Annotated in this window: 24 protein-coding genes; 18 read left to right on the top strand and 6 right to left on the bottom strand. The window is 42.9% G+C overall.

Annotation, left to right across the window (positions count from 1 at the left end; translation table 11 throughout):
* Window positions 1–138: 138 nt before the first annotated feature.
* From TOL2_RS00740 to TOL2_RS00700, 9 genes are all read left to right on the top strand, one after another.
* A complete protein-coding gene (locus TOL2_RS00740) occupies window positions 139–1,194 on the top strand; it encodes a TRAP transporter substrate-binding protein (protein ID WP_014955656.1) in 1,056 nt (351 codons plus the stop codon).
* A 57-nt stretch (window positions 1,195–1,251) separates the two neighbouring features.
* Window positions 1,252–1,776, top strand: a complete 525-nt coding sequence (locus tag TOL2_RS00735) for a TRAP transporter small permease subunit (RefSeq protein WP_232508021.1) — start codon at window positions 1,252–1,254, stop codon at window positions 1,774–1,776.
* Window positions 1,773–3,095: a TRAP transporter large permease gene (locus tag TOL2_RS00730; RefSeq protein ID WP_014955654.1), complete on the top strand. Its 1,323-nt coding sequence runs from the start codon at window positions 1,773–1,775 to the stop codon at window positions 3,093–3,095. The genes TOL2_RS00735 and TOL2_RS00730 overlap by 4 nt, the downstream gene beginning before the upstream one ends.
* 74 nt (window positions 3,096–3,169) lie before the next feature.
* Window positions 3,170–3,442: a MoaD/ThiS family protein gene (locus tag TOL2_RS00725; RefSeq protein ID WP_014955653.1), complete on the top strand. Its 273-nt coding sequence runs from the start codon at window positions 3,170–3,172 to the stop codon at window positions 3,440–3,442.
* A gap of 182 nt (window positions 3,443–3,624) precedes the next feature.
* Window positions 3,625–4,602 (top strand): CoA transferase subunit A, encoded by a 978-nt coding sequence (locus TOL2_RS00720; protein ID WP_014955652.1) that lies wholly within the window; start codon window positions 3,625–3,627, stop codon window positions 4,600–4,602.
* Window positions 4,603–4,620: 18 nt separating this feature from the next.
* On the top strand, window positions 4,621–5,382 hold the full coding sequence (locus TOL2_RS00715; protein ID WP_014955651.1) for a CoA-transferase subunit beta: 762 nt from the start codon (window positions 4,621–4,623) through the stop codon (window positions 5,380–5,382).
* 389 nt (window positions 5,383–5,771) lie between these two features.
* Window positions 5,772–6,962 (top strand): multidrug effflux MFS transporter, encoded by a 1,191-nt coding sequence (locus TOL2_RS00710; protein ID WP_051012227.1) that lies wholly within the window; start codon window positions 5,772–5,774, stop codon window positions 6,960–6,962.
* 49 nt (window positions 6,963–7,011) lie between these two features.
* Window positions 7,012–7,440, top strand: coding sequence for a MarR family winged helix-turn-helix transcriptional regulator (locus TOL2_RS00705; RefSeq protein ID WP_014955649.1), 429 nt, complete (start codon window positions 7,012–7,014; stop codon window positions 7,438–7,440).
* A 108-nt stretch (window positions 7,441–7,548) separates the two neighbouring features.
* Window positions 7,549–8,793 (top strand): TetR/AcrR family transcriptional regulator, encoded by a 1,245-nt coding sequence (locus tag TOL2_RS00700; protein ID WP_014955648.1) that lies wholly within the window; start codon window positions 7,549–7,551, stop codon window positions 8,791–8,793.
* Window positions 8,794–8,998: 205 nt separating this feature from the next.
* On the opposite strand, the gene TOL2_RS00695 is transcribed toward TOL2_RS00700, so the two are convergent.
* From TOL2_RS00695 to TOL2_RS00685, 3 genes are all read right to left on the bottom strand, one after another.
* Window positions 8,999–9,277 (bottom strand): hypothetical protein, encoded by a 279-nt coding sequence (locus TOL2_RS00695; RefSeq protein WP_232508020.1) that lies wholly within the window; start codon window positions 9,275–9,277, stop codon window positions 8,999–9,001.
* Between the two features lie 10 nt (window positions 9,278–9,287).
* Window positions 9,288–10,583, bottom strand: coding sequence for an IS4 family transposase (locus TOL2_RS00690; RefSeq protein WP_014955647.1), 1,296 nt, complete (start codon window positions 10,581–10,583; stop codon window positions 9,288–9,290).
* A gap of 143 nt (window positions 10,584–10,726) precedes the next feature.
* Complete coding sequence (locus TOL2_RS00685; RefSeq protein WP_193787651.1) at window positions 10,727–11,917, bottom strand: hypothetical protein; 1,191 nt, start codon at window positions 11,915–11,917, stop codon at window positions 10,727–10,729.
* A gap of 341 nt (window positions 11,918–12,258) precedes the next feature.
* Between TOL2_RS00685 and TOL2_RS23965 the strand changes: the two genes are divergently transcribed.
* From TOL2_RS23965 to TOL2_RS00665, 4 genes are all read left to right on the top strand, one after another.
* Window positions 12,259–12,564 (top strand): hypothetical protein, encoded by a 306-nt coding sequence (locus tag TOL2_RS23965; protein WP_014955645.1) that lies wholly within the window; start codon window positions 12,259–12,261, stop codon window positions 12,562–12,564.
* Window positions 12,565–12,964: 400 nt separating this feature from the next.
* Window positions 12,965–13,246, top strand: coding sequence for a hypothetical protein (locus tag TOL2_RS00675; protein WP_014955644.1), 282 nt, complete (start codon window positions 12,965–12,967; stop codon window positions 13,244–13,246).
* An 18-nt stretch (window positions 13,247–13,264) separates the two neighbouring features.
* Window positions 13,265–16,087, top strand: a complete 2,823-nt coding sequence (locus TOL2_RS00670; RefSeq protein WP_014955643.1) for a sensor histidine kinase — start codon at window positions 13,265–13,267, stop codon at window positions 16,085–16,087.
* 71 nt (window positions 16,088–16,158) lie between these two features.
* Window positions 16,159–16,533, top strand: coding sequence for a response regulator transcription factor (locus tag TOL2_RS00665; protein WP_014955642.1), 375 nt, complete (start codon window positions 16,159–16,161; stop codon window positions 16,531–16,533).
* 93 nt (window positions 16,534–16,626) lie between these two features.
* On the opposite strand, the gene dksA is transcribed toward TOL2_RS00665, so the two are convergent.
* Complete coding sequence (dksA, locus tag TOL2_RS00660) at window positions 16,627–16,989, bottom strand: RNA polymerase-binding protein DksA (RefSeq protein WP_232508019.1); 363 nt, start codon at window positions 16,987–16,989, stop codon at window positions 16,627–16,629.
* A 279-nt stretch (window positions 16,990–17,268) separates the two neighbouring features.
* On the opposite strand from dksA, the gene TOL2_RS00655 reads away from it, so the two are divergent.
* Window positions 17,269–17,463, top strand: coding sequence for a hypothetical protein (locus tag TOL2_RS00655; RefSeq protein WP_041279170.1), 195 nt, complete (start codon window positions 17,269–17,271; stop codon window positions 17,461–17,463).
* A gap of 109 nt (window positions 17,464–17,572) precedes the next feature.
* On the opposite strand, the gene TOL2_RS00650 is transcribed toward TOL2_RS00655, so the two are convergent.
* On the bottom strand, window positions 17,573–18,982 hold the full coding sequence (locus TOL2_RS00650) for a sigma-54 interaction domain-containing protein (RefSeq protein ID WP_014955640.1): 1,410 nt from the start codon (window positions 18,980–18,982) through the stop codon (window positions 17,573–17,575).
* Between the two features lie 177 nt (window positions 18,983–19,159).
* Window positions 19,160–19,405 (bottom strand): hypothetical protein, encoded by a 246-nt coding sequence (locus TOL2_RS00645; RefSeq protein WP_014955639.1) that lies wholly within the window; start codon window positions 19,403–19,405, stop codon window positions 19,160–19,162.
* 417 nt (window positions 19,406–19,822) lie between these two features.
* Here TOL2_RS00645 and speA point away from each other — a divergent pair, with 417 nt between their 5' ends.
* The 4 genes from speA (at window position 19,823) to speB (ending at window position 25,079) form a co-directional block, all read left to right on the top strand.
* Window positions 19,823–21,736 carry a biosynthetic arginine decarboxylase gene (gene speA / locus TOL2_RS00635; protein ID WP_014955638.1) on the top strand — a complete coding sequence of 638 codons (1,914 nt, stop codon included), beginning with the start codon at window positions 19,823–19,825 and terminating at the stop codon, window positions 21,734–21,736.
* 84 nt (window positions 21,737–21,820) lie between these two features.
* Window positions 21,821–23,014, top strand: a complete 1,194-nt coding sequence (locus TOL2_RS00630) for a saccharopine dehydrogenase family protein (protein WP_014955637.1) — start codon at window positions 21,821–21,823, stop codon at window positions 23,012–23,014.
* Window positions 23,011–24,177, top strand: coding sequence for a carboxynorspermidine decarboxylase (nspC, locus tag TOL2_RS00625; protein WP_014955636.1), 1,167 nt, complete (start codon window positions 23,011–23,013; stop codon window positions 24,175–24,177). Before TOL2_RS00630 ends, nspC begins: the two co-directional genes overlap by 4 nt.
* A 20-nt stretch (window positions 24,178–24,197) precedes the next feature.
* Entirely contained in the window at window positions 24,198–25,079 is an 882-nt protein-coding gene (gene speB / locus TOL2_RS00620; RefSeq protein WP_014955635.1) for an agmatinase, read from the top strand.

The raw sequence follows: 25,079 nt of genomic DNA, 5'->3' as shown, positions 1-25,079 counted from the left end.
TCACTCATCACGGAGAGTATTTGTTTGATCGGGGAGGAAAGAACATAATATTATTTTCATTGACATGACGGGGTTGCAGATTAAAAATAAATTTAAACAACACAATTTAAACGACACAACTTTAACAGGGAGAAAGCAATGTCAATAAACAAGAAAACTTTATCATTAAGCATTATAATGGTATTCGTTGTTTCACTGGTGATGGTAATTGGATTTAAAAAATATTTTGTAAAGACAGACCACTCGGCAAAAACCTATCAGTTTAAAATGCAGAACATGTTTTCTCTGAATCATCCCATAACCGCTGCGATTAACCAGATGGCAGAGGACGTGAAAAAAAAGAGCAACGGCCAGATCGCAGTTCAGGTTCTGACATCGGGTGCCATAGTAAAAGGCCCCAGTATTTTTGAATCCGTAAGCCTTGGATCAATTGACATGGGAACCACATGCAGCGCTTATCACAGCGGTATCCTGCCCATGGCAGCCACAGCTTTTGCACTCCCTGGAGATCCAAGAGGACTCCAGGAAATCATGGATTTTATTTATCAGGATGAAATCCTGGCCTTTTTCAGAAACGCCTATGCCACTCAAAACGTATTTTACGGTGCCCCCCTTGTCATGGACGGATATACCATTGTCTCCAAAAAACCCATCAACACATGGGCAGACCTGAAAAAGATGAAGGTCAGAGCATCGGGGTCCATTGCGAAAACCTTGCAGAAAATGGATATTCCCACGGTTTTTATCCCGTTCTCCGAAATTTATGTTGCCCTTTCCAGAGGCACCATTGATGCTGAAATCAGTGGAAATCATGCTGAAAGCTTCCTTGCAAAGACCTATGAAGTGGCAAAATACCAGACTGTTCCCTATATCTCCGGTGCCCAGAACTGTGAAGTGATTATCAACCAGGACAGATGGAATGAACTTCCGGAAAATCTCAAAGTGATCTTTGAAAAAGCTCTTAGGGATTGTTCCACTCAGGTGGGTGTGTTGTTCAACGCAGAGAATAAAGCGGTCATGGAAAAAATGACGGCCCAGGGAGCCCAGTTCATCCAGCTTCCCGACGAGGTCATGAGCAGATGGATAAAAACAGCCGTCAAGATGTGGGATGAAGAATTCACAAAAGACGAATTGTCTGCCGAATATATCGCTCTTGTAAAAAAAGATCTGAAAGCTTTGGGATACGACCTGTAGACAACCCTATTATCTTCCTTCCGGATATCTTGATCCAAGAATATCCGGAAGGTGTAAATGTTAGGATTTAAAATGCAAATCATTGAAAAAATGATCAATTTTATTGAAAAAATAAACAAGAATATTGGAAAGGCAGCCTGCTATCTGATTTTTGTATTCATGTTCCTGATGGTATACGAAGTCATTGCCAGGTATTTTTTTCAAAGCCCTACCATATGGGTCCACGAAATGTGCGGATATATTTTTGCCGCTTATATTGCCATGACCGGTGGCTGGGTACTCCTTGAAAAAGGTCATGTTTCCGTGGATATCATTTACCAGTTTTTTCCCAGAAAAGTAAAATTAACGGCTGATATCATCGTCTCCATTGTTGCCCTGTTCATGTTCATCATTTTATTCTGGCAGGGGTATAAATTTGCCTGGCATGCTTTTTCAACTAACCAGCATTCCCATACCCTTTTCGGCCCGCCTTTATGGCCTGTAAAAATTTTGCTTCCCATCGGCTCCCTGGTGTTTATTCTTCAGATACTGGCGGATTTCGGCAAAACGATTCTAAAAGCCAAACAAAGGAGGGTAAAATGAATCCCGCTCTAATCGTTCTATTCATGTTTCTGGCCGTTGTAATTCTTTTTGTACTGCGGACACCGGTTGCTTTTACCCTTGGAACAGTGGGCATTGTTTCCCTGTATCTGATCAATGGGCCTCGATTTTTGCAGATGCTGCCCCCGTCCATTATTGAAAGCATGACCAGCATTATTCTGCTGGCCATTCCCCTGTTCATTTTTATCGGCTGCATACTGGAGAAGTCGGGCATTGCCGATGAAATATTTGAAATGATCTATAAATGGCTGGGGCCCATACCGGGCGGACTGGCAATTGGAACTGTATTTATCTGCGTAGTTTTTGCCGCCATGGTGGGAATTGTGGGCGCTGCAACGGTTACCATGGGGCTGATTGCCCTGCCTGCCATGCTGAAAAGAGGTTACAAACCCTCCCTTGCCATTGGCTGTATCTCCGGTGGCGGTGCCCTGGGTTTTTTAATTCCTCCCAGTGTGACCATGATCGTGTATGCCTCCCTATCCAATCTTTCCATCGGAAAAATGTTTTTGGCCGGCATTATCCCCGGACTGTTGCTGGCATCCCTTTTCATCACCTATATCCTGATCAGAAGCCTTATCAACCCAGAACTTGCCCCGCCTATTCCCGTTGAAGAACGGGCCACATGGAAAGAAAAATGGATGTCTGTGAAAAATCTTGCCATGCCGTTTATCCTGATATTTTCCATCATGGGAACCATTTTTTCAGGACTTGCAACCCCCACAGAAGCTGCTGCTGTTGGCGCGGTTGTTGCCATGGTCATTGTCAGCTTAAGATCAAAATCCTTTAAGGATACAATCGGGGTTGTGTCCAATGCTGCTGAAAAGGCAGCCTTTCTGACCAGCATGGTGCTGTGGATTATTATAGGATGTCTTGCTTTTTCAGCCGTGGTCAATACTCTTGGACTTCCCATGCTGTTAAAGGATCTGATTGACTCTATCGGGCTGAACCGGTGGTCTGTCCTCATTGCCATGCAGATCAGTTTCTTTTTGCTGGGAATGGTCATGGATGATCTTCCCATTATTATGATCACGGTTCCCATTTACGTTCCGCTGATCACCCTTCTCGGGTTTAACCCCCTGTGGTTTGGTATCCTTTTTATCGTAAATATGCAGATGGCATATTTGACACCGCCTTTTGGATTTGTCCTGTTTTATATGAAAGGGGTTGTGCCGCCAAATATTTCAATGGGAGATATTTATAAATCCGTATGGCCTTTTATCGGGCTGCAGACCCTGTGTTTGATTATTATCATGGTGTTTCCCGAAGTAGTCCTGTGGCTGCCTTCCCTTGTTGGTATGTAGCCGGGGTTTATAATCTTGTACAGTGAGATTGATTTTTGCCCGTTTGGGGGCGCAAGAAAAAGAAAGGAAACATTTTGGGGGCAAGTATCTTCATCCCGATAACCCATCGGATCTATACAAACGGGCAAAAACAGATCCAAACAGATTCAAGCACCTTGAAAAAAGCGATCATGGCCCTTTATGCTGCCTGTCCGGATATAAAGGGTCATATCCTGGATAAAAACGGCAAGCTTCATGAAGGTATGCAAATAACGGTGAATTCTGAAATTGTTTTTCCATGGGACCCTGAAAAGCAAATAAACAATGGTGATCAGATTTTAATTTCATCTATTATCACAGGCGGTTGATCCTGGCGTTGCACCCACTTTAATAACTGCCACGGGCAGACCTGATATTTCACCTTGGTTTGCCCACAACAAAGATTGAAAGTCTCTGTGTGAATTTTTCAAAACTTTCATATAAATAAAAAGCAAGTCACTGGTATGATGAAAATATAAAAGGAACAATACTTCAACTGCGAGGTGTGTGAATGGAAGTAAACAGCAATAAAATTACAAATTTAAAAGATGCAGTCACAAAACATGTAACACCCGGATGCCATCTGTCCATTGGCGGGTTTACCATCAACAGGAATCCCATGGCAGCCGTTTATGAAATCATCCGGCAGAATATCAGGGATATTCACCTTTACGCCCATTCCAACGGGCAGGGGATGGATGAACTTGTGGGGGCAGGTTGCGTATCCTGCCTTGAAATAGCTTATGGCGGAACCGGCAAATTCATGTCAACCTGTATCCGGTTCAAAAAAGCCGCTCAGGAAAAAACGATAAAAATCGAAGATTACTCCAATTATCAGATGACCCTTCGATTTCTTGCCGGATCAATGGGAATCCCATTTCTTCCAACCCGGTCTTCCCTTGGAACGGATATCATCAACAAATGGGGATTTTCCAAAGAATTCCGGCAGGACAATCAAAAAATACCGAACCAGAAACTGGTTGAGCTTGAAAACCCCTTTGACAACTGGTGCGACACGGAACGTATGGTATTGGTTCCCGCCATCAACCCGGATGTTACCATTATTCATGTGCAGCAGGCAGACTACAGGGGAAATTGCAAAATCGACGGGTTAACCTTTGCCGACATTGAACAGGCAAAAGCGGCAAAAGTGCTGATAATCACCTGTGAGGATCTGCTGGATGACGACTATTTGAAAAACAATCCCGACAGAAACCAGATTCCGTTTATCCATGCTGATGCCGTCATACACATCCCCTTTGGTGCCTATCCCACAGCCTGTTTTGGTCATTACGACTATGACCCTGTGTATCTGAAGAACTATACCAGGGTTGCCAAGAATGATGATCTTTATAAGGGATATATAGAAGAGACGATATTCAAGAATGGCACACACATGGACCTGCTGGACAGCGTTGGCAGAGAACGACTTGAAAATATTCTGGCCGATAAAAACAGGGGCTATGCAAAAAAACTGGATCGAAGATAAAAGAACGGAGAAATATCCATGGAATATACGTTAAAAGAGATGATGACCATTATTGCAGCCCGGGAAATCAGAAATGATGACATTGTTTTTTGCGGCACCGGCATTTCAATGCTGGCGGCCATGGCGGCTAAAAATATCAACGCACCCAAGAGTGTTATTTTTTTTGAAACAGGAGCCATTGATTCTAAGCTGGAAGATCTTCCCCTTGCCGTGGCAGACCCGAGAATCATGTACCAATCCTCATGCAATGCAGGACTGTTAGAAGCCTTTGCCACAATGCAGAACAAAATTACCGGACAGCATGTCGTGGGAATTCTGGGTGCTGCCCAGATTGACATTTACGGAAATTTGAATTCCACTGTAATCGGTGAGTATGAAGGGCCGGATGTGCGGTTTTCCGGCAGTGGAGGTGCCTGTGACGTGGGTTCTTTTGTGCCAAGGAGCATTATCTTCATGACCCAGGAAAAACGAAAATTTAAAATCAAGATAGACTACCTGACGACTCCCGGCTATCTGGACGGGCCGGATGGCCGGAAAAAAGCAGGCCTTCCCGAAGGAGGCCCGGACAAAGTGATCACCGACATGGGTGTGATGGGCTTTGATGATCAAACAAAAAAAATGTATCTGAAAGGCTATTATCCCGGTATCACACCGGAAAAAATTCTGGAAAACATGGAGTTTGAAATAGATACATCCCAGGCCGAAGAAGTTTTACCCCCTACCCCGGAAGAGTTGAAACTTTTAAGGGAAAAATGCGATCCCCAGCGCCTGATCTTGTAGTCAGAGGTTTTACATGAAAGAAATTTTAACCTTCTGAAATTAAATATCTTTCATTATGCCAAACCATGTATTAATTTTTTATTTTTCATCTGTTTTTTCATATAACTGCCACGGGCAGACCTGGTCTTTCATCCTGGTTTGCCCACAACAAAAAATAAAAGTCGCTGTTTGGATTTTTTAAGACTTTCATAAAAACGGCCATGGCAGACCAAGCTGCCATGGCCGTTTATGCTATTATCCCTCTGTTTCAAAAACCTGACGGTCTTTCCTAAAAAGCCTTTCAATTTTCTTAAAAAAATATTGATTTTATATGATCCGCATATTAAGTTGCAAAGACAATTGTTGTTTATGCAACTATTTTGCCAAACAAAAAAAAGGGGGAAATCATCATGGAATCTCGAACCAATTTGTCAGCAGCTTTGCACATTCCGTTTTTAATTCCGCTGCTGGCAGTGCTGTCTGCCTTCCCCCCACTGTCTACGGATATGTATCTGCCGGCCATGCCTTATCTTGGAAAATTGTGGGGAGTGGAACTAAAAATCATAAGTTTGACCCTGATCGGATTTTTTTTGGGTTATAGCCCTGCCCTGCTGGTGTATGGGCCGCTTTCCGATCGGTTTGGCAGGAAAGCACCCCTTCTGGCAGGACTGTCTTTGTTCATACTGGCAAGTCTTTTATGTTCGATTGCAGGATCGGCCCAAACCCTTACCTATGCCAGAATACTTCAAGGAATCGGAGCTGCCGCCCCTTCGGTTTTAGGACTTTCAATTACCAAAGATCACTATACAGGCCCGGAACGATATAAAATTCTGGCCCTGATCAGTATTATCGTTGGGCTGGCACCCATGCTCGGGCCGACACTGGGATCCTGGGCACTGCTGTTCGGCAGCTGGCATATTATTTTTATTCTCCAGGCAGCAATTGCAGTCATCGCCTTTGCAGGTGTTCTCAGAATACCTGAAACCAACCCGGCCCCAAGGCATATCCCTTTAATGAAAATGGCCGTGCCTTATCTTGCCCTGTTCGGAAATTTACGATTTTTAAGCCTTTCTTTTTTATTTAGTGCGTCCATGAGTCCCCTGTTTGCCTTTATTGGTGCCTCGGCCGATATTTACATCACCGGGTTCAGCCTGTCTGAACAGGTATTTGGATTGTTTTTCGGCATGAATGCATTTTCCATAATGACAGGTTCGTTTATCTGCATGAACCTGTCTGCAAAATTCAGCGATATAACGCTTATCCGGCTTGGGTTCGGCGGCATACTGACCGGCGGCCTTCTGATCATGACGATACCCCATTCACAGGTGTTGTTTTTTACCTTTCCCATGTGCTTTATTTCTTTTTGTTTCGGTTTTACCCGCCCTGTGTGCATTAATCTGATCCTGGAAACAGTAAACCGGGATATCGGATCTGCCTCTTCATTAATGATGTTTTCCAATTTTATTTTCGGTGCAGCTGCCATGTGGATTATTTCTCTGGGCGGAGAGTGGAAAATAACAATGATCGGATTCATGGCTGTCTTATCCGGACTGGCAACTTTTTTTGTTTTCTGGTTTCTGTTAAAGGGCGTTAAAAAATGAACGCAAAAGTCAAGGAGAAATAACCCAATCAAAAAAACAAGGACATAAGATGGCAGAAAAAAAATTACTGGGTTACATGCTGGGAAAGCTTCATCGTCTCCATATGGCTGCAGTAAAAGAAAAGATAAAACCCCTGGATATACAACCGGGGCATCTTCCTTTTATAGCAACCCTGCTGGATAATGAAACACCAATGATTCAGGATGATATTGGGTCCCATGTGTTTATTGACAAAAGTGTGGCGGCCAGGGGGATAGATTCTCTGGAAAAAAAAGGTTTCCTGAATCGATCCATTAACCCTGAAAACCGCCGACAAAAACTGGTTGAACTGACGAACATGTCAAGGAATATAAAACAAAAATTATTTGACTCGCTTAACAAAGCCAGTGAGGAGCTTTTGAGTGCATTAAGCCCCGAAGAACAGGACCGGCTGATGGATCTGCTGGATAGAATGCTCCATGGGGCACTAAAGAGATAAAGTCGCTTTTTGGATTTTCGAAAACTTTCATATAAATTTTTTATAGAAAATCCGTTTTTTAGACAAAGCTTAAAATTTAGATACAGCGTAAAATATATTAAGGTGAACATGAAAATAAAAAAAAAGGGGATGACTGCCAGCCCTCGAAAACAAATTTTAAAGGCAGTCCAGAAGATCATTTCTCAAAAAAACCTTGAAGATTCCAGCATATCTGAAATCGCAGGCAGGGCCGGGGTAACGGATTCCATTATTTATCATTATTTCAAAAACAAAGAAGATTTATTGTTTTATGCGCTGGCAGACAAATTAACGGATGTTGAGAAAGATCTAAGGTTTCACCTGGAGGGAGTATTAGACCCTGTTTCAAGATTGAGCAAGATGATATGGCATCATCTTTACGTCACTGACCTGAATCCTGATGATTCACGGACTTTAAAAAACCTTCTGATTGAATGCCGCTCCAATAAAAATTTTTATACACATGAAGGATACAATACCCTCAGGGAATATACCAGATTCATGGGCCAGACCATTCAGCAGGGGGTTGATGAAAATGTATTCCGTCCGGATATCAACGTGAACCTCATCTTGAATTTGATTCTCGGATTGCTGGATGAAGAATCCTTAAGTTGTCTGGCTTCCGGAGAAATTAAAACCACAATGCCGGATTTCAAAGGTATAATGGATTTAGTGTTTGCTATTATTTCCAGCGAGTCAGTCACATCAATGAACAATGATGACAATAATAAAAAGAAAAGAATACTCAAGGCAGCAGTGCAGGTATTTGCCCAAAAAGGATACAATGCAGCGACAATGAATGAAATTGCAAATATTGCCAATGTGAGCGAGGGAACTATTTACAACTATTTTAAGAACAAAGAAGACCTGCTGTTTTCCATCCCCAAAAAACGGCTCCGACGTTTGAAAAAAAGCGGAGAGGAAATGTTTGATATTCAACACCCCATCAAAAAATTGCGACGGTTCATTCGACTGCTGTTCACGATCTTTATGGAGGACAGAGATTTTACAAAGGTGTTCCTGCTGGAAATCAAACTAAACAAAAAATTTTACAACTCTATTCTCTATAGGGATTATATTGATTATGTGTCGATTTTAGAAAGTATATTAAAGGAGGGTCAGAAACAAGGTATTTTCAGATATTCCGTCGATCCCCGATTGTTCAGGAACATGTTTATCGGTGCCTTCACCCATCTTGCCATAAAATGGACTATACTTAAAAAAGAAGAACCCATTGATATGCTGAAGGAAATTGAAAAAGTGGTTGAGATGCTATGCAGATCCGTTGTAGCGGATAATTCAATCATAACTAAATTAAATTCGATATACAAATAAAATTTAGGTCAGGCTTGTTTTTGCTTCTAAATTCAACCTTCAGACTTAAGCTGGGACGTCTAAATCTTCCTGTTTAGTTTGCTCATAATTTGGCCCTCCATTGAACCTGCTTGAGTTGCAGGTAATCTATCCACCTGTAACTCATGCATTTCAACACGCTGATCGCACATACGTTTTCGATCAATAATGACCAGGCAAGCCATTCTCAAGCGATTACAGATCTGATTTGAGACGTGACGCCTGAATTATTTGTATTGTCTGGGATAGATTTCATGTGACCAATAAATTTTCCACAACTCGCTGTAATATCAATTATATTTTCTGTTTTTTCACCGTTTTTAGGTACCGGCAAAAGAGATAAATAGCATCTCTCTTCAGAAGAAAAAACCGCTATCATACTTCCGGGGTTCGGTAAAATTTCCCGGCGTTGCCGGGTTAAAGACAACAGTTTTTTTTCAATTTCCTGTTGTTCCTTTACAGTCAATGCCGTTTCCTTAACAAACTGTTTTGTATTCAAAATGGAACCTTTTTTGCTTAACCCGATGCTTCCTCGGATACTTTCTATTGGGCCTGATGCTCTCTGTCGTTTGGATAAATATCGTTCTGATTTGTTCAATATATGAAATGACAAGATTCCATGTGCAACTGAACAATAAAACAATCGTATTCTTCATTTTTGACAGTGCTTGTGCAAAGTTAATCTGGTGATGGTATTTTAAATTTTCAGATTTCTTAATGATTTCTTCTCGTGTTGTGGTAGCAATTACAGCCGTTAAATTTTTTGACACTACTTTTGCATGAAAATCCTGGTACACGGAATGAACACTCTTTCCGGAAAAATTTTCGATCTGAATCCTGTATTTCAAGATTTTATAATCTTCTTCAACCGGCCACCTGAGATGATACAGGTCCGAAAACAACTCTTTGGGGAAGGCCTCCATATCCGTCAAGGAAGTGATAAGAACTTCGGTTTCACCGGAATCCAGCTCCACGCGAATCAATCTTGCAGCAACTGGTGTCGTATCAAACCCCATTTCTTTACATTTTTGTCTTGATTGTGCTGTCGGGTGAATCCGGACTATTTTTTCAGCCTTCCCGGATTTATAAAATTTATGAACGACCTTCCATCTTTTATAAGAAATCCTGGCACAAAATTGAGCCCCTAAAGAAAGGATGGCTTGAAAAACCCAGTAGGCAGGGTATCCTCTGTCCAGAAGCATCAGATCATCGGGTTGAAGCTTTAAAAAATGAAATGCCGCCAGTTCCCTTTCTCCGTCTTCTTTTGGGCTCAATATGGCATCAACCGTTACTTTGTTTAACACATCAAACATTTGAGAGGCTCGTGCCTTTGGGCATAATGCGGTATCCTTATTTGTTTTCCAGGCACCGAAATGATCAACAATCGGCTTTTCATCGGGGACCCGAATGGTCGTTCCGTCTATTGCCAGCAGGTTAAAGCCGCACCAGGTTTGATGTTGAAAATTTTTATAAAAATCGTTGACCATGTGGTCGTTAATCGCTTCAAATGCTTTATAGTCCAATTTTTTACGGGCTTTGGTTAAACTTCCTTTACAGATAACCCGCTGTGCAATATCGTATTGAAAAATTGTTTGGTAGAAATGATCAAGCTCATCCTGATATGAGCTGTTATTCATGTTTAATAAAAAATAAATCAGCCTGTGAAACGGCAAAAGCCGATCTCTTGTAAAGGCTTTGGGGGTTAGTTTGTGGTTTTCACGAAAATCATCAGACTTAATAAGATATTTCAGAGATTCTATTAGTTTTGGCACAGAAATTGAAAATCAATATTTGTGCCAACGCTGTCAAATTTCAACATTTTATTTTCCTTTTTTTGATTATTTCATCAAGCAAAATCATAGATCAAATATAGCATAACCCTCTTTTATTTAAAATAAAATTTATCTTTTTTTGCTTAAGGAAACGGCATTGCCTTTACAGTCACTCTCATGACCATCTTTGCTGCGTCTTCAGGTAAGGTTCCACAAAAAGCTGGCAAGCGCAGTGCGATTCTGTTGGCGTCTTTTACTTCGCCGACGCCATGGGTTTTACCAAGGCCAAACAGGGATTCAATATTATCGGAACAAATGGGCATCCCGATATTGTTCAATCCCAATGATGATGCGACGATCAGTTGATTTTCCATCCAGGTCATAAAGCCGATAGATACCTGAGATCTCTGGGGAATAGATTGTAACATCGCTTTGCACTCTTTGTATGTCTCGAAATTCAGCCCTCGATGTTTAAGGATTTTCTGGCTTTCTAAAAGCGGACGGGCATCACGGAGGAATCGCTTGATAAACGGCCTGTGTTCAGAAAGCTTACCGATGGAATTTCTAAGCTTTGCAATGACAGATCCCTCTGATGTTCGCCCTCGTGGGGAGTGTTGAAGAATCATTTCAGCCCATTTCACCAGTCGATGAATATTCATGAATCGGGCTTTTGTCGATACTTTTGGAGGAACCAGACAGCCAAGATCCGTCTGTTTCATTTTTTTTGAGGCTTGACCGCATGCAGAGATAAAGCCATCATAAGAAGGATGCCTAGTGTATTCTTTTTTCAGCAGATTGGCAACGACATGAGAGACATCATCGATGGAATGACTATACAGCCCTCTTTCCTTCAGAAGTCTGACGCCTTTTTTCAAATCCAATCCACCGTCTTTTAAATATGCCGCAGGCTTTCCCGTAATATGGATCACCTGTTGTAAAAAATCCGCAATGGATTTTCCAGTCCATGAGGAAGCCACAGAAATGGCAACACAATTTATGTTTTTAAGGGCAGGCGCGCTCTCATTGGTGGCATGATGATTGATGTTAAGTTCGAGAACAGCAAGAATTTTACCGACACCCAAGGCGATAGAAGTATCTATGATCCAGATGGCACCGTTTACAAATTTGTTTTTCTCAAAAGAAACTGAAGGCAGACCACTGTAAGTCCAAATTTTTGACAATGAATAGCGAGTGAGCCAGTTGATGATCGTTTGAGGGCAAGGAACTTTGCCGTCAATTCCAAAATATGGGGCTAATACGCCAAGCACCCTGGATATGGCTCTGAATCCAATACGACCGATCAGGAATAGGCTCAATGAAATATAAATCAGCAATTCTTTCTTTTCCTTGGCAGGCAAGGTGGCTTTTTTGCGCTCTTCAACCAGCTGCTGCCTGGTCTTTCGAAATTGAAACTTGTATTTGTCTCGATCGTTTCTAATGCGTTTCAGTTCAGCTTTTTGATACTTAATCGTTTGATTTCGATCAACTGCTTTCCCTTTCCAGGCCGATCTACTTTTTTTAATTTTGAAATTTTACTCATAAAAAAACCGATTTCAGTTGAAAAAACAGAAAACATAAGGCGCAAAAGGAATTTTACAACAATCTTGAGTCATTCAGTGGGGTTTGCTATTGTGTGGTTAGATATTGGGTTAATGAAAATAGAGAAGGATCTCTAATGACACATGATAGATTGAAAGCTAAAACGATCCCAGGTGAATATTGCAGATTTTGCGGTAATGATTCGGTTCCTCTTGTGAAAACTAAATGTTGTGATCAATGGATTTGCTGCGACACTTCTTATGTTTCCATCGAAGGTGGAGGGTATTGTCAATATCACCATGAGCAATACAGCGTTTGCTATTTCCATTACAATGACGGGCATTCCGGAAAATGGCAAGAATGCGAAGAATGCAGGGATCTGCTCGGTGAAGATGATTTTAAAGCGGCTTTCCATGATCCTAACAATGTACCACGATATTAACCCGAATAAGAGGCCCAAAAACCGAGCAAAAAAAATGGGCTAATACGCGGTTTTTTAGACACCCCAGACTTAAGCTTTAGTGGACAAGGTAATGGCACTGCTGTACCCGATGCTCCATGGCGCATTCAAATTATGAAATGGCAATCAGATTACAGTTGTTTTTATTGCCTTCCCACGCATCTGCTGATATCCATACCCTGCAAAAAGAAAACAACACTGAATAACGGCCATGGCCGATCAGCCTGCCACAGCAAAGAATGAAAGAGGTTTGATTTCAGCAAGTTAAAAATTCTTTCATATAAATCCCTTGATTTATTTTTGTCGTTCATTGTATTCAATGAGAAAGCATAAAAAAAATTATTGATACAAAACCGGGCTTATCGCATATAAGGATGACGCCATGCTGGACAGCAGATCCATAAAAGAACGGTATATAGGGCTTTTCTTATTCGCGTGTTTTCTGTTTTGCTATCCTGTTTTGACTATCTTCAACCTGCCGATTCGCCTGTTTGGAATCCCTTTGTTTTTTTTGTATATTTTCACGGCCTGGTCAGCATTGATTTTTTTTATCATTTTTTTTGGAAAAATCCCCGAGACCTTTCACCTGACAAAACCGGATACGCCGGCAAACAATTCAAACCATCAGGCTGATGCCAAAATTAACGACATGAAGCCTGATTAATGAAAACACAGGGCCATTATGTTAGAACAAAAAATCATTGTTTTTGTCTCTTTCGGATATATGGGACTCTTGTTTGCCATTGCCTTCTGGGGGGACAAACGGGCTGAAGCAGGCAAAAGCATTATCAGCAATCCCTATATTTACGCATTGTCCCTGGCTGTCTACTGCACGGCCTGGACCTTTTACGGGAGCGTGGGGGCGGCGGGCAGATCAGGAGCCACTGGATTTTTAAATATTTACCTGGGCCCCACTTTCATGATGATCCTGGGGTGGCCCGTCCTGAGAAAAATTATCTGCATCAGCAAGATCAACCGGATCACCTCCATTGCCGATTTCATTGCCTCACGATACGGTAAAAGCGCCACCATTGCAGGAGCTGTAACGATCATCGCCGTTCTCGGCATTGTGCCGTACATGTCCGTTCAGATTAAAGCCATCTCAACCTCGTTTCAATTGATCAGCCAATACCCGGATGTTTACATGGCGCAAAGCGAGGTCAACCTTTTCGCCACAAGAGACACGGCTTTTTTTGTGGCCATTTTGCTGGCCTTGTTTGCCGTAATTTTCGGAACCCGCCACCTGGATGCCACAGAGCGCCATGAAGGACTGGTGGCAGCCATTGCCTTTGAATCCATTATAAAGCTGCTGGCCGTCATCTGCGTGGGACTTTTTATCACCTATGGACTGTATTCCGGATTCAAAGACCTGTTTGAACAGGCAAGCCTTGTTCCCGGTATACGTCAGCTCTTTGTCATGCAGATCAATTCAGACACCTTTACAGGATGGTATAATGCTCTTTTTCTGGCCATGATGGCCGTCTTTTTGCTGCCCCGTCAGTTCCAGGTAATTGTGGTGGAGAATGTGGATGAAAACCATTTGAAAAAAGCGGTCTGGCTTTTCCCTTTGTATCTTCTGGCCATTAATATTTTTGTTATCCCCATTGCCTTTGGCGGGATGATCTATTTTTTTGAACAATGCGGGCTTGACCCGGCCTGCAAACAGTCATTTTCCCAACCCTTTGGAGGAATTTTAAAATTTGCCGGCGGCAGCGTGGATGCCGACTATTTTGCCCTGACCCTGCTGATGGCTCAAAAGCAGCAGGCCCTGGCCTTGTTTGCTTTTATCGGCGGGATGTCCGCGGCCACGGGAATGGTCATCGTGGAAACCATTGCCCTGTCCACAATGGTCTGCAATGACCTGGTCATGCCGGTACTGCTGCGCCTGTCCTTTTTAAGGCTGGACCAGAAAGCCGATCTCAGCCGTCTGCTCTTGATTATCAGACGAATCAGCATACTGCTCATCGTGATTTTGGGATATCTTTATTTTCATTATGTGGTTCAATATTATTCTCTTGTCTCCATTGGAATGATCTCCTTTGCAGCCGTGGCCCAGTTCAGTCCGGCCGTTATCGGCGGAATTTTCTGGAAAGGCGCAACCCGTAGGGGAGCGCTCTTTGGATTGCTGGCCGGATTTTTTGTCTGGATGTACACCCTGGTGCTGCCCTCACTTGCCCAGGCCGGATTTTTGTCCCAGGATTTCCTGGTCCACGGGCCATTGGGACTTAAACTTTTAACCCCCAGGCATCTGTTCGGCCTGGATGCCGATCAATTGGGATTCAACCAATATACCCATGCCGTATTCTGGAGTATGTCAGCAAACCTGTTATTGTTTACCGGCGTATCTTTGTTTTCCAGGCAAACGGCAATGGAGCGAAAACAGGCCACCTTGTTTGTGGATGTGTTCAAGTATTCCGTGGAATCGGAAAAATCTTCCTTCTGGCGGGCCACGGCATCGGTTATGGATTTGAGAACCCTGCTGGAACGATTTTTAGGAAAACAAAGAACCCGGGATGCCCTGACACTCTATGCCAGAAAAAACAATATCAACCTGGACCGGGAACTGATTGCCGATGCAGGCCTTGTCAGTCATGCTGAAAAACTGCTGGCAGGAGCCATAGGATCGGCATCAGCCCTTGTCATGGTAAAATCAGTTGTGGAAGAGGAACCCCTGGGCATGAATGAAATCATGCATATTCTGGACGAGACTCAGCAGATGATTATTTACAGCCGAAAACTTGAAAAGGCCACCAAAAATCTTGAGGCAGCCAATGAGCGGCTAAAAGAGCTGGACCGGCTGAAAAACGAATTTATCTCCACAGTCACCCATGAACTTAGAACCCCTTTAACCTCTATACGGTCATTGGCTGAAATTGTACATCACACCCCTGACCTGGATGCTCAAAAACATCATCTGTTTGTCGGTATCATCATCAAGGAAAGTGAACGGTTGACCAGGCTGATTAATAATGTCCTGGATTTTCAAAAAATTGAATCCGGCCGGATTCAGTGGCAGATGGCACAGGTTGATTTTAAATATGTCATTGAAGACTCTGTTGTTTCAACCGGCCAGTTAATCAAAGAAAAAAATATTGATTTGACCCTTGACCTGCCTGAAAAACCTTTTTTTGTATCCGGTGACAAAGACCGGTTGATACAGGTAATGGTGAACCTGATATCCAATGCCGTCAAATTCTGCGATACAAACAATGGCAGAATCAAAATCGGGATGCAAAAGGAAACCCAAAAAAACGGAGAAAATGAAACCCGGTATTTAAAGATTTTTGTCCAAGATAACGGCATTGGTATCGGCAAAGACGACCAGGAGATTATTTTTCATGAATTTCGCCAGGTGATTTCCGGTTCAAGGGGAAGGCCTGCCGGAACCGGCATTGGATTGACGATTTCCAGACATATTATTGATGCCCATAAAGGAAGGATATGGGTGGACAGCAAACCTGACAAAGGGGCAACTTTCTTTTTTACGCTGCCTCTGGTAGAATAAATATCACAAACAAATACTTCATTAAACCGCCCATCTCAACCTAATCTTGATTGCAAGATAAAGGGGACAACATGAAAAAAAAAATATTGATTGTTGATGATGAACCCAATATTGTCGTGCCTTTAGAATTTTTAATGACCCGGAACAACTATGATGTTCAAACCGCAGATACCGGGGAAAAAGCGCTGGGCCTGATATTGAGCTGGAAACCGGATCTTATTTTACTGGATATTATGCTGCCCGGAATGGACGGGTATGAAGTATGCCAGAAAATCCGTCAGGAAAAACAATTCAGCAATACCCGGATTATTTTTTTATCTGCCATGGCCCGTTCCATTGATATCGCCAAAGGCATGGGACTTTCAGCTGATGATTACATCACCAAGCCATTTGCCAATGACTATGTGGTAAGCAAGATTAAAAATCTGTTGGCAGACAAAGATTAAAAGTGGTGGTATCATTTGAGATCTTTTGCCATGATGCCTCTTTGGCACAAATCAAATCCCGGATGTCAGGCCAGAGAATAAAAACAAATACGGTTACTGCATGATCAGTTCCTGTTTTTCTTCCTCTTCTTTACAGTGAATACACTTTGTGGTAACAGGTCTTGCTTCAAGTCTTTTTATTGAAATGTCTTCACCACAGGATTCACAAATACCATAAGAATTGTTTTCAACCCTGTCCAATGCAGCCCGGATTTTTTTTATCAAATGGCTTTCCCTTGATCTGATTCTTAATTTCAAAGTCTGATCTGTATCAACACAGGCCCTGTCAATGTATCCTATTTCCTGAATGCTTTGGGATACAAGTTCCGACATTGTATGTCCGGCATGGTTTATAAGTTCATCAAGCCGCAGAGTCAAAACGGTTTTGAAATATTTAATTTGATCTTTTTCCATCATTGCCTCCTTTAGTTCAAAATTTTTCTCCAGATCAATTTTGTGACGTGTTTTTAAATTTTATTAGCAAAAAACATGCCTGCAAACTTATTCTAAATATTCTATGAACAAAATCATTTGATTTCATTGAAAAAAATCTCAAAACAATATTTTGATGCTTCATAATTGACAATATTGAGCGTTGTCTCTGGTATGGAAAATGCAAACATTTAATGGTTTAGAGATGATTGGTGAACCAGGTTAAATCCTTTTTGAGAAAAAAAACATCCGTGAGGAAGCATTATGGGAAAATACAATTCAGATGAAATGAATGTAAATCAAGAAAAAAAGCAAAAGATTCGAAAATTCAAGGATCATCAAGATGAAGCCTACAGCAATGAGGAAAAAAAAGAATTTTATAAAAGAAAAAAGAAACTGGGCAAGAAAAAAAGAAAAATAAAACAAGATTATGATTTACCAATCAGCTCCACTCGATAAAAAGCTTGAGTCAATAGTATGTATAAGGACGTACAGACCGGTATGATACAATTCTAAAACCAGACATTTGATGTCGGGAGATGATGATTACAAAACTCATGACCAGACATCAAATGTCCTTTTTTCGTTTAAATTTATTTTTATTCAACCCATGACGGTTTAAAAGCCTGTTAAGCTGTCGTGCAGTGATTCCGGCTTTTTGTGCTGCAAGACCAATGCGTCCCCCGGTCTGTTCTAACAAAGCGGTCAGGTAGGAGTGTTCAAACAAGTTAATGGCATGCTGCCTTGCCTGAGCAAGAGAGGTTCCGGCATCGTTGCCGGCACTTTCACAATCAAAGCCGGGCATGGTTTCCCGGGGGAAATTTTGAGGCGTCATGACAGATGAATCTTCAAGGATATAGGCCCGCTCCAGAATATTTTCAAGCTCGCGAATATTGCCGGGCCAATCGTATCTTTTAAACCCTTCAAGCACCAAATGATGAAATCCGTCGATTTTTTTACCATATTTAACATTCAGGTTTTCAAGAAAAATTTCAGTCAAATAAGGCAGGTCTTCAAGCCTTTCCCTGAGCGGCGGAATTTTAATGGGAAAAATGTTAAGACGGTAATAAAGATCTTTTCTGAATTCACCTGTTTTTACCTGCCGGGCAAGGTCTGAATTTGTAGCCGCTATAATGCGGACATCTGATTTCAGCATAGACTCACCTCCGATCCGGCTGAATATGCCGTTTTGAAGAACCTGGAGCAGTTTGATTTGAGCAGAAGGTGTAATGGTTCCGATTTCATCCAGAAAGATGGTTCCGCCTTTGGCCATTTCAAATTTTCCAGGCTTTCTTCGATCAGCCCCGGTAAAGGCCCCTTTTTCATGCCCGAAAAGTTCACTTTCAATCAAAGTATCGGGTATGGCCCCGCAATGAACTTCAATAAAAGGCTTTTCTGAGCGCTGGCTGTGCCAGTGGATCAGCCGGGCCATCATTCCCTTTCCAGTGCCGGTATCACCCAATAACAGCACTGTTGCAATCGTTGGGGCCACAGAACGAATATTTCCATAGATTTCTTTCATATTAAAATTCTTGGAACGAATAATCTCAAGCCATTCTGTTTTCCAGAAGTGATCCCGAAGGTAGTCTAATTCAAAGTCTCTGGAAAGAGTCCTGATAACCGACGGCAACAGCAATTGAATGTCCCGTTTCTGAACAGGATACATAAGATAGCCCGCCGCCCCTTCTTTTACGGCTTTAAGTGCTTTTTGAAGATTGTTTTTAGGGCATAGTATAACAAATTGCACAAAAGGGCTTGCCTTGACAAAAGGATGTGTTGAAAAGCTGAAATCTTCTGTGTCTCCTTCTTTTTCAAACAGAGCAATATCAGCCATGATCATATCAAACGGGGCTTTGCTGTGCATTGCCTGTGCTGCGGCAAGATCAACTGCATGCTTTACGTTGCTGGTTTCTGGCAGGGCGCTTGCAATAAGGGAAAAATCATCTGACCGGCTGGTTAAGACCAGAATATCTTTCATGCTGATTCCAAAAAAAAATAAACTTTTAACAAAACCTGTTGACCGGTATCGGAAACAGTGTAAGAATTTGACAGTTTCATTATCAACAACAATAATCGTTGTCAATAAAAACAAAAATTGACAGGCAAGAATGCAGTATCAGGCAATTTGATCTCAAACCTTTAATAGTGTGATATTTTAAATATTTTGATGAATCTCGAAATGTTCCACCCGCATCTTTTTTACGGCATTGATGATGCTTATTTCACCGCTGACAGTAACGGTTTTCCTGATATGATTCATCAAGTTTCGACAACAGGCGTTGTCTGCAACCATGACTGTATCCTCATCAAATGTTACAATTGCAATTTTGAGAACCTTGCCTTCCGTGTTCCAGTCAACAGGTATGATGATACCGTTTATTGATGTTTGATGTTTATCCATGCTTCTTATGTTTACAATTAATATGCCAGAAGGAACAAGCAAATGAATAAAACAAAAGGGGCAGGCTGATTATCAAAAAAACACTCCCCCACAAAACTTCCAGCAGCAGCAGATATTGGCATTTTTGTTGCTGTTAGCTAACCTGGAATAAGGATGTTGAATAGTTATGATTGCCGACTTGAATCAAACGAGGATAAATCAGGTTATAGTGATTTTGACAAAAAACGATTCTTGCGATCTCCTGCATCACAAAACCAGACATTTCAGGTCTGGTTGTCCAATAGAAAAAACATTGCAGTATTCGGTTAAGAAAAAATTGGAAAACAGGTTGCATTTATTCAGAAATTTTTATAGTAATCGGCCTTTCATTTGCAGAAATGAACAGGACAAATTAATACTGCTGAAAGAGAAATTCATATGAACTACACATTTGAGCGATGGAATACGAATAAATCCAGTGATCTTTATGGCATAGATGACTGGGGAGGCGGTTATTTCTCACTTTCGGACAATGGTGATCTGATGGTGATGCCGTCTCCGGGTGAAATACGCAATGCGGTCAGCATACCCGAAGTGGTGGAAGGCATGAAAGCACGGGGCATGGACATGCCGGTGCTGCTGAGGGTTGAAAACATTCTCAATTCCCGGATTATCGAGTTAAATGAAAGCTTTTTGTCTGCCATCAATGAATTAAATTATGGCGGTTCATTTATCGGTGCCTACCCAATAAAAGTGAATCAGCAAGAGCAGGTGGTTGAAAAAATAACCCAGTTCGGTGCCAGATACCATCATGGACTTGAAGCAGGCAGCAAAGCTGAACTTATTGCTGCCATGGGGATGCAAACGGACAAAAAAGCCCCTTTGATATGCAATGGATACAAAGACCAGGAATTTATTGACCTTGGACTCTATGCTTCAAAAATCGGACACTTCTGCATCCTGGTTGTGGAAATGCCAAGCGAGCTTCCGCTGATCATTGAACGGTCAAAAGCATTGAACGCAAAACCGGTTTTAGGCATCCGAATAAAATTGTCAACACAGGCTGGCGGACACTGGGCGGATTCGGGCGGAGACCGGAGCATATTCGGTCTTAATACCACACAAATCGTTCAAGCAGTTGATCTGCTGGACAGGGAAAACATGCTGGATTGCCTGCAAATGGTTCATTATCACCTGGGATCTCAGATATCCAATATCCGTGAAATCAGAACCGCTGTCAATGAGTCATGCCGTGTGTATGCAGGCCTGTTCAAAGAAGGTGCCAACATAAAATACCTTGACCTTGGCGGAGGCCTGGCTGTTGATTATGACGGATCACAGTCAAATTTTCTCAGCAGCAAAAATTACACCCAGAGTGAATACTGCACAGATATTATTGAAAGTGTAATGACTTCGCTGGATGAAGAAAAGATTCCTCATCCGACAATCATTACCGAATCGGGCCGTTCCCTGGTTGCCTATTACTCCATGCTGTTGTTCAATGTTCTTGATGTTACAAGGTTTCAGCCCGAACCCCTGCCGGACACCCTGCCCGAAGAGTGTCACCCCCAGATCCAGTATATGTTTAATGCTCTGGAAACATTGAGTATCAGAAACATACAGGAATGTTTTAATGATGTCCTTTTTTACCGGGATGAGGTCCGCAAACTGTTCAATCATGGAAAGATAACCCTTCGGGACCGGTCTTTAGCAGAACAAATTTTCTGGGCAACCATGAATGAAATAGCAAAAAAAGCCAAAGAGATGAAGCACATCGGCCCTGAACTGGAAGATATCGAACGTGCCCTGGCAGATATTTATTATTGCAATTTCAGCGTGTTTCAATCCCTGCCGGATTCCTGGGCCATTGAACAGCTGTTTCCCGTAATGCCAATTCATCGGCTGAATGAAGAGCCTTTAAGAAAAGCCATTATTGCAGACATCACCTGTGACTGTGACGGCAAGATGGACCGGTTCATTGACTCCCATGGATTTAAACGGTATCTGCCTTTGCATGAATTAAAGGATTCCGAAGAATATTTTCTGGGAACCTTTCTTGTGGGTGCCTACCAGGAAACCCTTGGAGATCTTCACAACCTGCTTGGCGATACAAATGTGGTGACCATTAAAATCCTTGAAAACGGAGAATATGAATTTGTAGGAGAGCAGGAGGGGGATACAGTGGCCAACATTTTGTCTTATGTGGCATATGATCCCAAGCGTTTGCTGGTCCGGTTCCGGAAAATTGCGGAAGCTGCAGTTCGCCGGGGAAAAATATCTCCCCAGGAAAGGCGTGAAATCATGCAGGTGTATGAGGCCGGTTTGAGGGGATATACCTATTTTGAACGATAATCCAAAAGGTGTAAGATAAAAAAAAACAAGCAAAAATATGCATTTGAATTTATCCGGTTTTAAACAGCTATCAGGAGGTGTGATATGTCCAAAGTTTTGATTGTTGGCGCGGGAGGGGTTGGCAGTGTTGTTGCCCATAAATGCGCCCAGGTGTCTGATGTATTTTCCCAAATTGTTCTGGCAAGCAGGACAGTGTCAAAATGCGATGCCATTGCCGGTGAGATAGAAAAGCGGTTCAATAAAAAAATCACCACGGCAAAGCTGGATGCAGATAATGTTCAGGAAACCGTAGAACTTATAAAGTCCGTCAATCCTGACTTAGTACTCAATGTGGCATTGCCTTACCAGGATCTGGCATTGATGGAAGCCTGTCTTGCCACAGGTGTGGATTATCTGGACACGGCCAATTATGAACCGCCTGACCTGGCAAAATTTGAATACAAATGGCAATGGGAATATGAAAAACGATTCCGGGAAAAAAACCTCATGGCTTTGCTTGGCTCAGGATTTGATCCGGGCGTGACCAATGTTTTTTGCGCCTGGGCACAAAAACATCATTTTGATGAGATCCATCAGCTGGATATCATTGACTGCAATGCCGGAGATCACGGCCAGGCATTTGCCACCAATTTCAACCCGGAAATCAATATACGGGAGATAACCCAGCCGGGACGATACTGGGAACAAGGAGAATGGGTGGAGACCGACCCCCTGTCCTGGTCCATGAATTATGATTTCCCTGAAGGAATTGGTCCGCGCAAGTGTTACCTGATGTACCACGAAGAACTCGAGTCCCTTGTCCTTCATTTAAAGGGTTTAAAACGGGCACGATTCTGGATGACCTTTTCCGACCAGTATCTCAATCATCTCAAGGTTCTGGAAAATATCGGCATGACCCGCATTGATCCCATTGATTTTCAAGGGGAAAAAATAATTCCATTGCAGTTTTTAAAAGCGGTTCTACCCGAGCCTTCGTCCCTTGGACCGCTGACAAAAGGCAGAACCTGTATCGGCTGTGTGATGAAGGGAATCAAGGACAATAAAGACAAAACCCTTTATATATACAATATCTGCAGCCATGAAGAAGCGTTCAAAGAGGTCGGCTCACAGGCCATATCCTACACAACAGGGGTGCCGGCCATGATCGGGGCCATGCTGATGCTTCAAAAAAAATGGCACCTGCCGGGCGTCTGGAACATGGAACAATTTGACCCTGATCCGTTCATGGATGCGCTCAATCTGCACGGATTGCCCTGGAAGGTTGTGGAACTGTCGTGAACGGATATACGCATTACCGTTTTGATCCTGATACGGTTCCCAGCCCCTGTTTTGTCGTGGATGAAGAGTTGTTGAAACACAACCTTGCCATTTTATCAGACCTGAAACAGCAAACAGGTTGCAAGATTCTGCTTGCCCTTAAATGCTTTGCCATGCCCCGGGTGTTTGCCCTGTTGAGAACCGTGCTGGACGGCGTTTGTGCAAGCTCTCCCCATGAAGCCAGGCTGGGCCAAGAAGAGTTTGGCAGGGAGGTGCATACCTTTGCTGCCGGCTATTCCAGAGATGATATTATTGAGCTTTGCCACACAACAGATCATCTTGTGTTTAATTCGTTCAGCCAGCTTGAGCGGTTCAGGGAACTGGTCAAAAAGACAACGGCATCCCTTGGCCGAACCGTTACATTGGGAATCAGGATCAATCCGGAACATTCCGAAGGAGCAACACCAATGTATGATCCGTGTGCCAAAGGTTCCAGGTTAGGCGTTAAAAAATCTCAATTTTGCGAAGACCTGTTGCCCCATATCAAGGGACTGCACTGGCATAACCTGTGCGAACAGGATGCAGATTGTCTTGAAAGAACAGTGAAGGCGGTTGAAACTTCATTTGGCCGTTATTTTTCTGATATGGACTATATTAATTTTGGCGGGGGCCACCATATTACAAAACCGGGGTATAATCTTCGCCTGCTTGAAGACATTATTTTGTCGGTTAAAAATCGCTGGAACGTGAAGGTCTACCTTGAGCCGGGTGAGGCAGTTGCCCTGAATACCGGCTATCTTGTTGCCACGGTTCTGGATATTGTTGAGTCGGATATGAATATCGCCATAATGGATGCATCCGTGCCCGCCCATATGCCGGATGTGCTTGAAATGCCTTACCGGCCCCATATCATCGGTTCTGCAAACCCCGGACAAAAAAAACACACCTACCGCATTGCAGGGGCTTCATGTCTTGCCGGGGATGTGGCGGGTGAATATTCTTTTGACACTCCCTTGCAAGTTGGTTCAAAACTTGTTTTTTCCGATATGGCAATTTACACAATGGTAAAAACAAATACGTTTAACGGCATCCGGCTTCCTGCCATTGCCCTGTTCCGGTCACAAGACCGGCAAATGGAGATCGTTAAAACATTTGGCTATTCAAATTTTAAAAATCGGCTGTAAAACTTTAAAAAGGAAAGCATATGTCATCCATTCCTGATTTTATAGAATCTGAAAAAGGAAACCGGCAGGCAGACAAATCTTTATTTCATGTTATTCCGGCACCGCTTGAGGCATCCGTCTCCTATGGCAGCGGTACGGCAGACGGTCCACGGGCAATCCTTGAAGCATCCCAGCAGCTTGAAGCATGGGATGGCGAGTCTGTCCCACTGGAATCGGGAATCCATACCACAGCCACGGTTGACTGCACAGGCAATATCCAACAGGTGCTTTCACGCATAGAAGCCCGTGTTGAAAAATCCATATCCATGGGGGCGATCCCGGTACTTTTAGGCGGAGAACATACCGTAACCCTGGGTGCCCTCAGGGCAATTAGCTCAAAAATAAAACAACCCATCGGCATCGTACAATTTGACGCCCATGCTGATCTTCGGGACGAATACCAGGGAGAACGCTTCAGCCATGCCTGTGTCATGAAGCGTGCCATGGATGAACTCAACCTTCCCCTGTTCCAGATCGGTGTCAGGGCCATATCCCGTGAAGAGCATGAACTGCGCTCATCCATCGGCGTGGGGTATCTTGATGCCGGCATGCTGTATCAAAACAAGGGTCGTGACATGGTGTTGCCGTTGGATTTTCCTGATATCATTTATCTTTCCTTTGATGTGGACGGCCTTGATCCTTCAGTTATCCGGGCAACAGGGACACCTGTGCCCGGAGGCCTTGGATGGTATGATGCGCTCTGGCTTATTGAAAAATGCCTCTGCCAAAGATCCCTGGCAGGGTTTGATGTTGTTGAGCTGGCACCCATACCCGGCGATCATGGATCGGATTTTGCCGCGGCACAGCTTGTGTATTCCATCATGGGAATGATTCAGCGCAACAGGCATTCCCTTAACGATTAA

It is taken from the genome of Desulfobacula toluolica Tol2 (genome assembly GCF_000307105.1).
GTDB lineage: Bacteria > Desulfobacterota > Desulfobacteria > Desulfobacterales > Desulfobacteraceae > Desulfobacula > Desulfobacula toluolica.
Note: the sequence above shows the minus strand (reverse complement) of the source record. Positions and strands in the feature narration are given on the sequence as shown.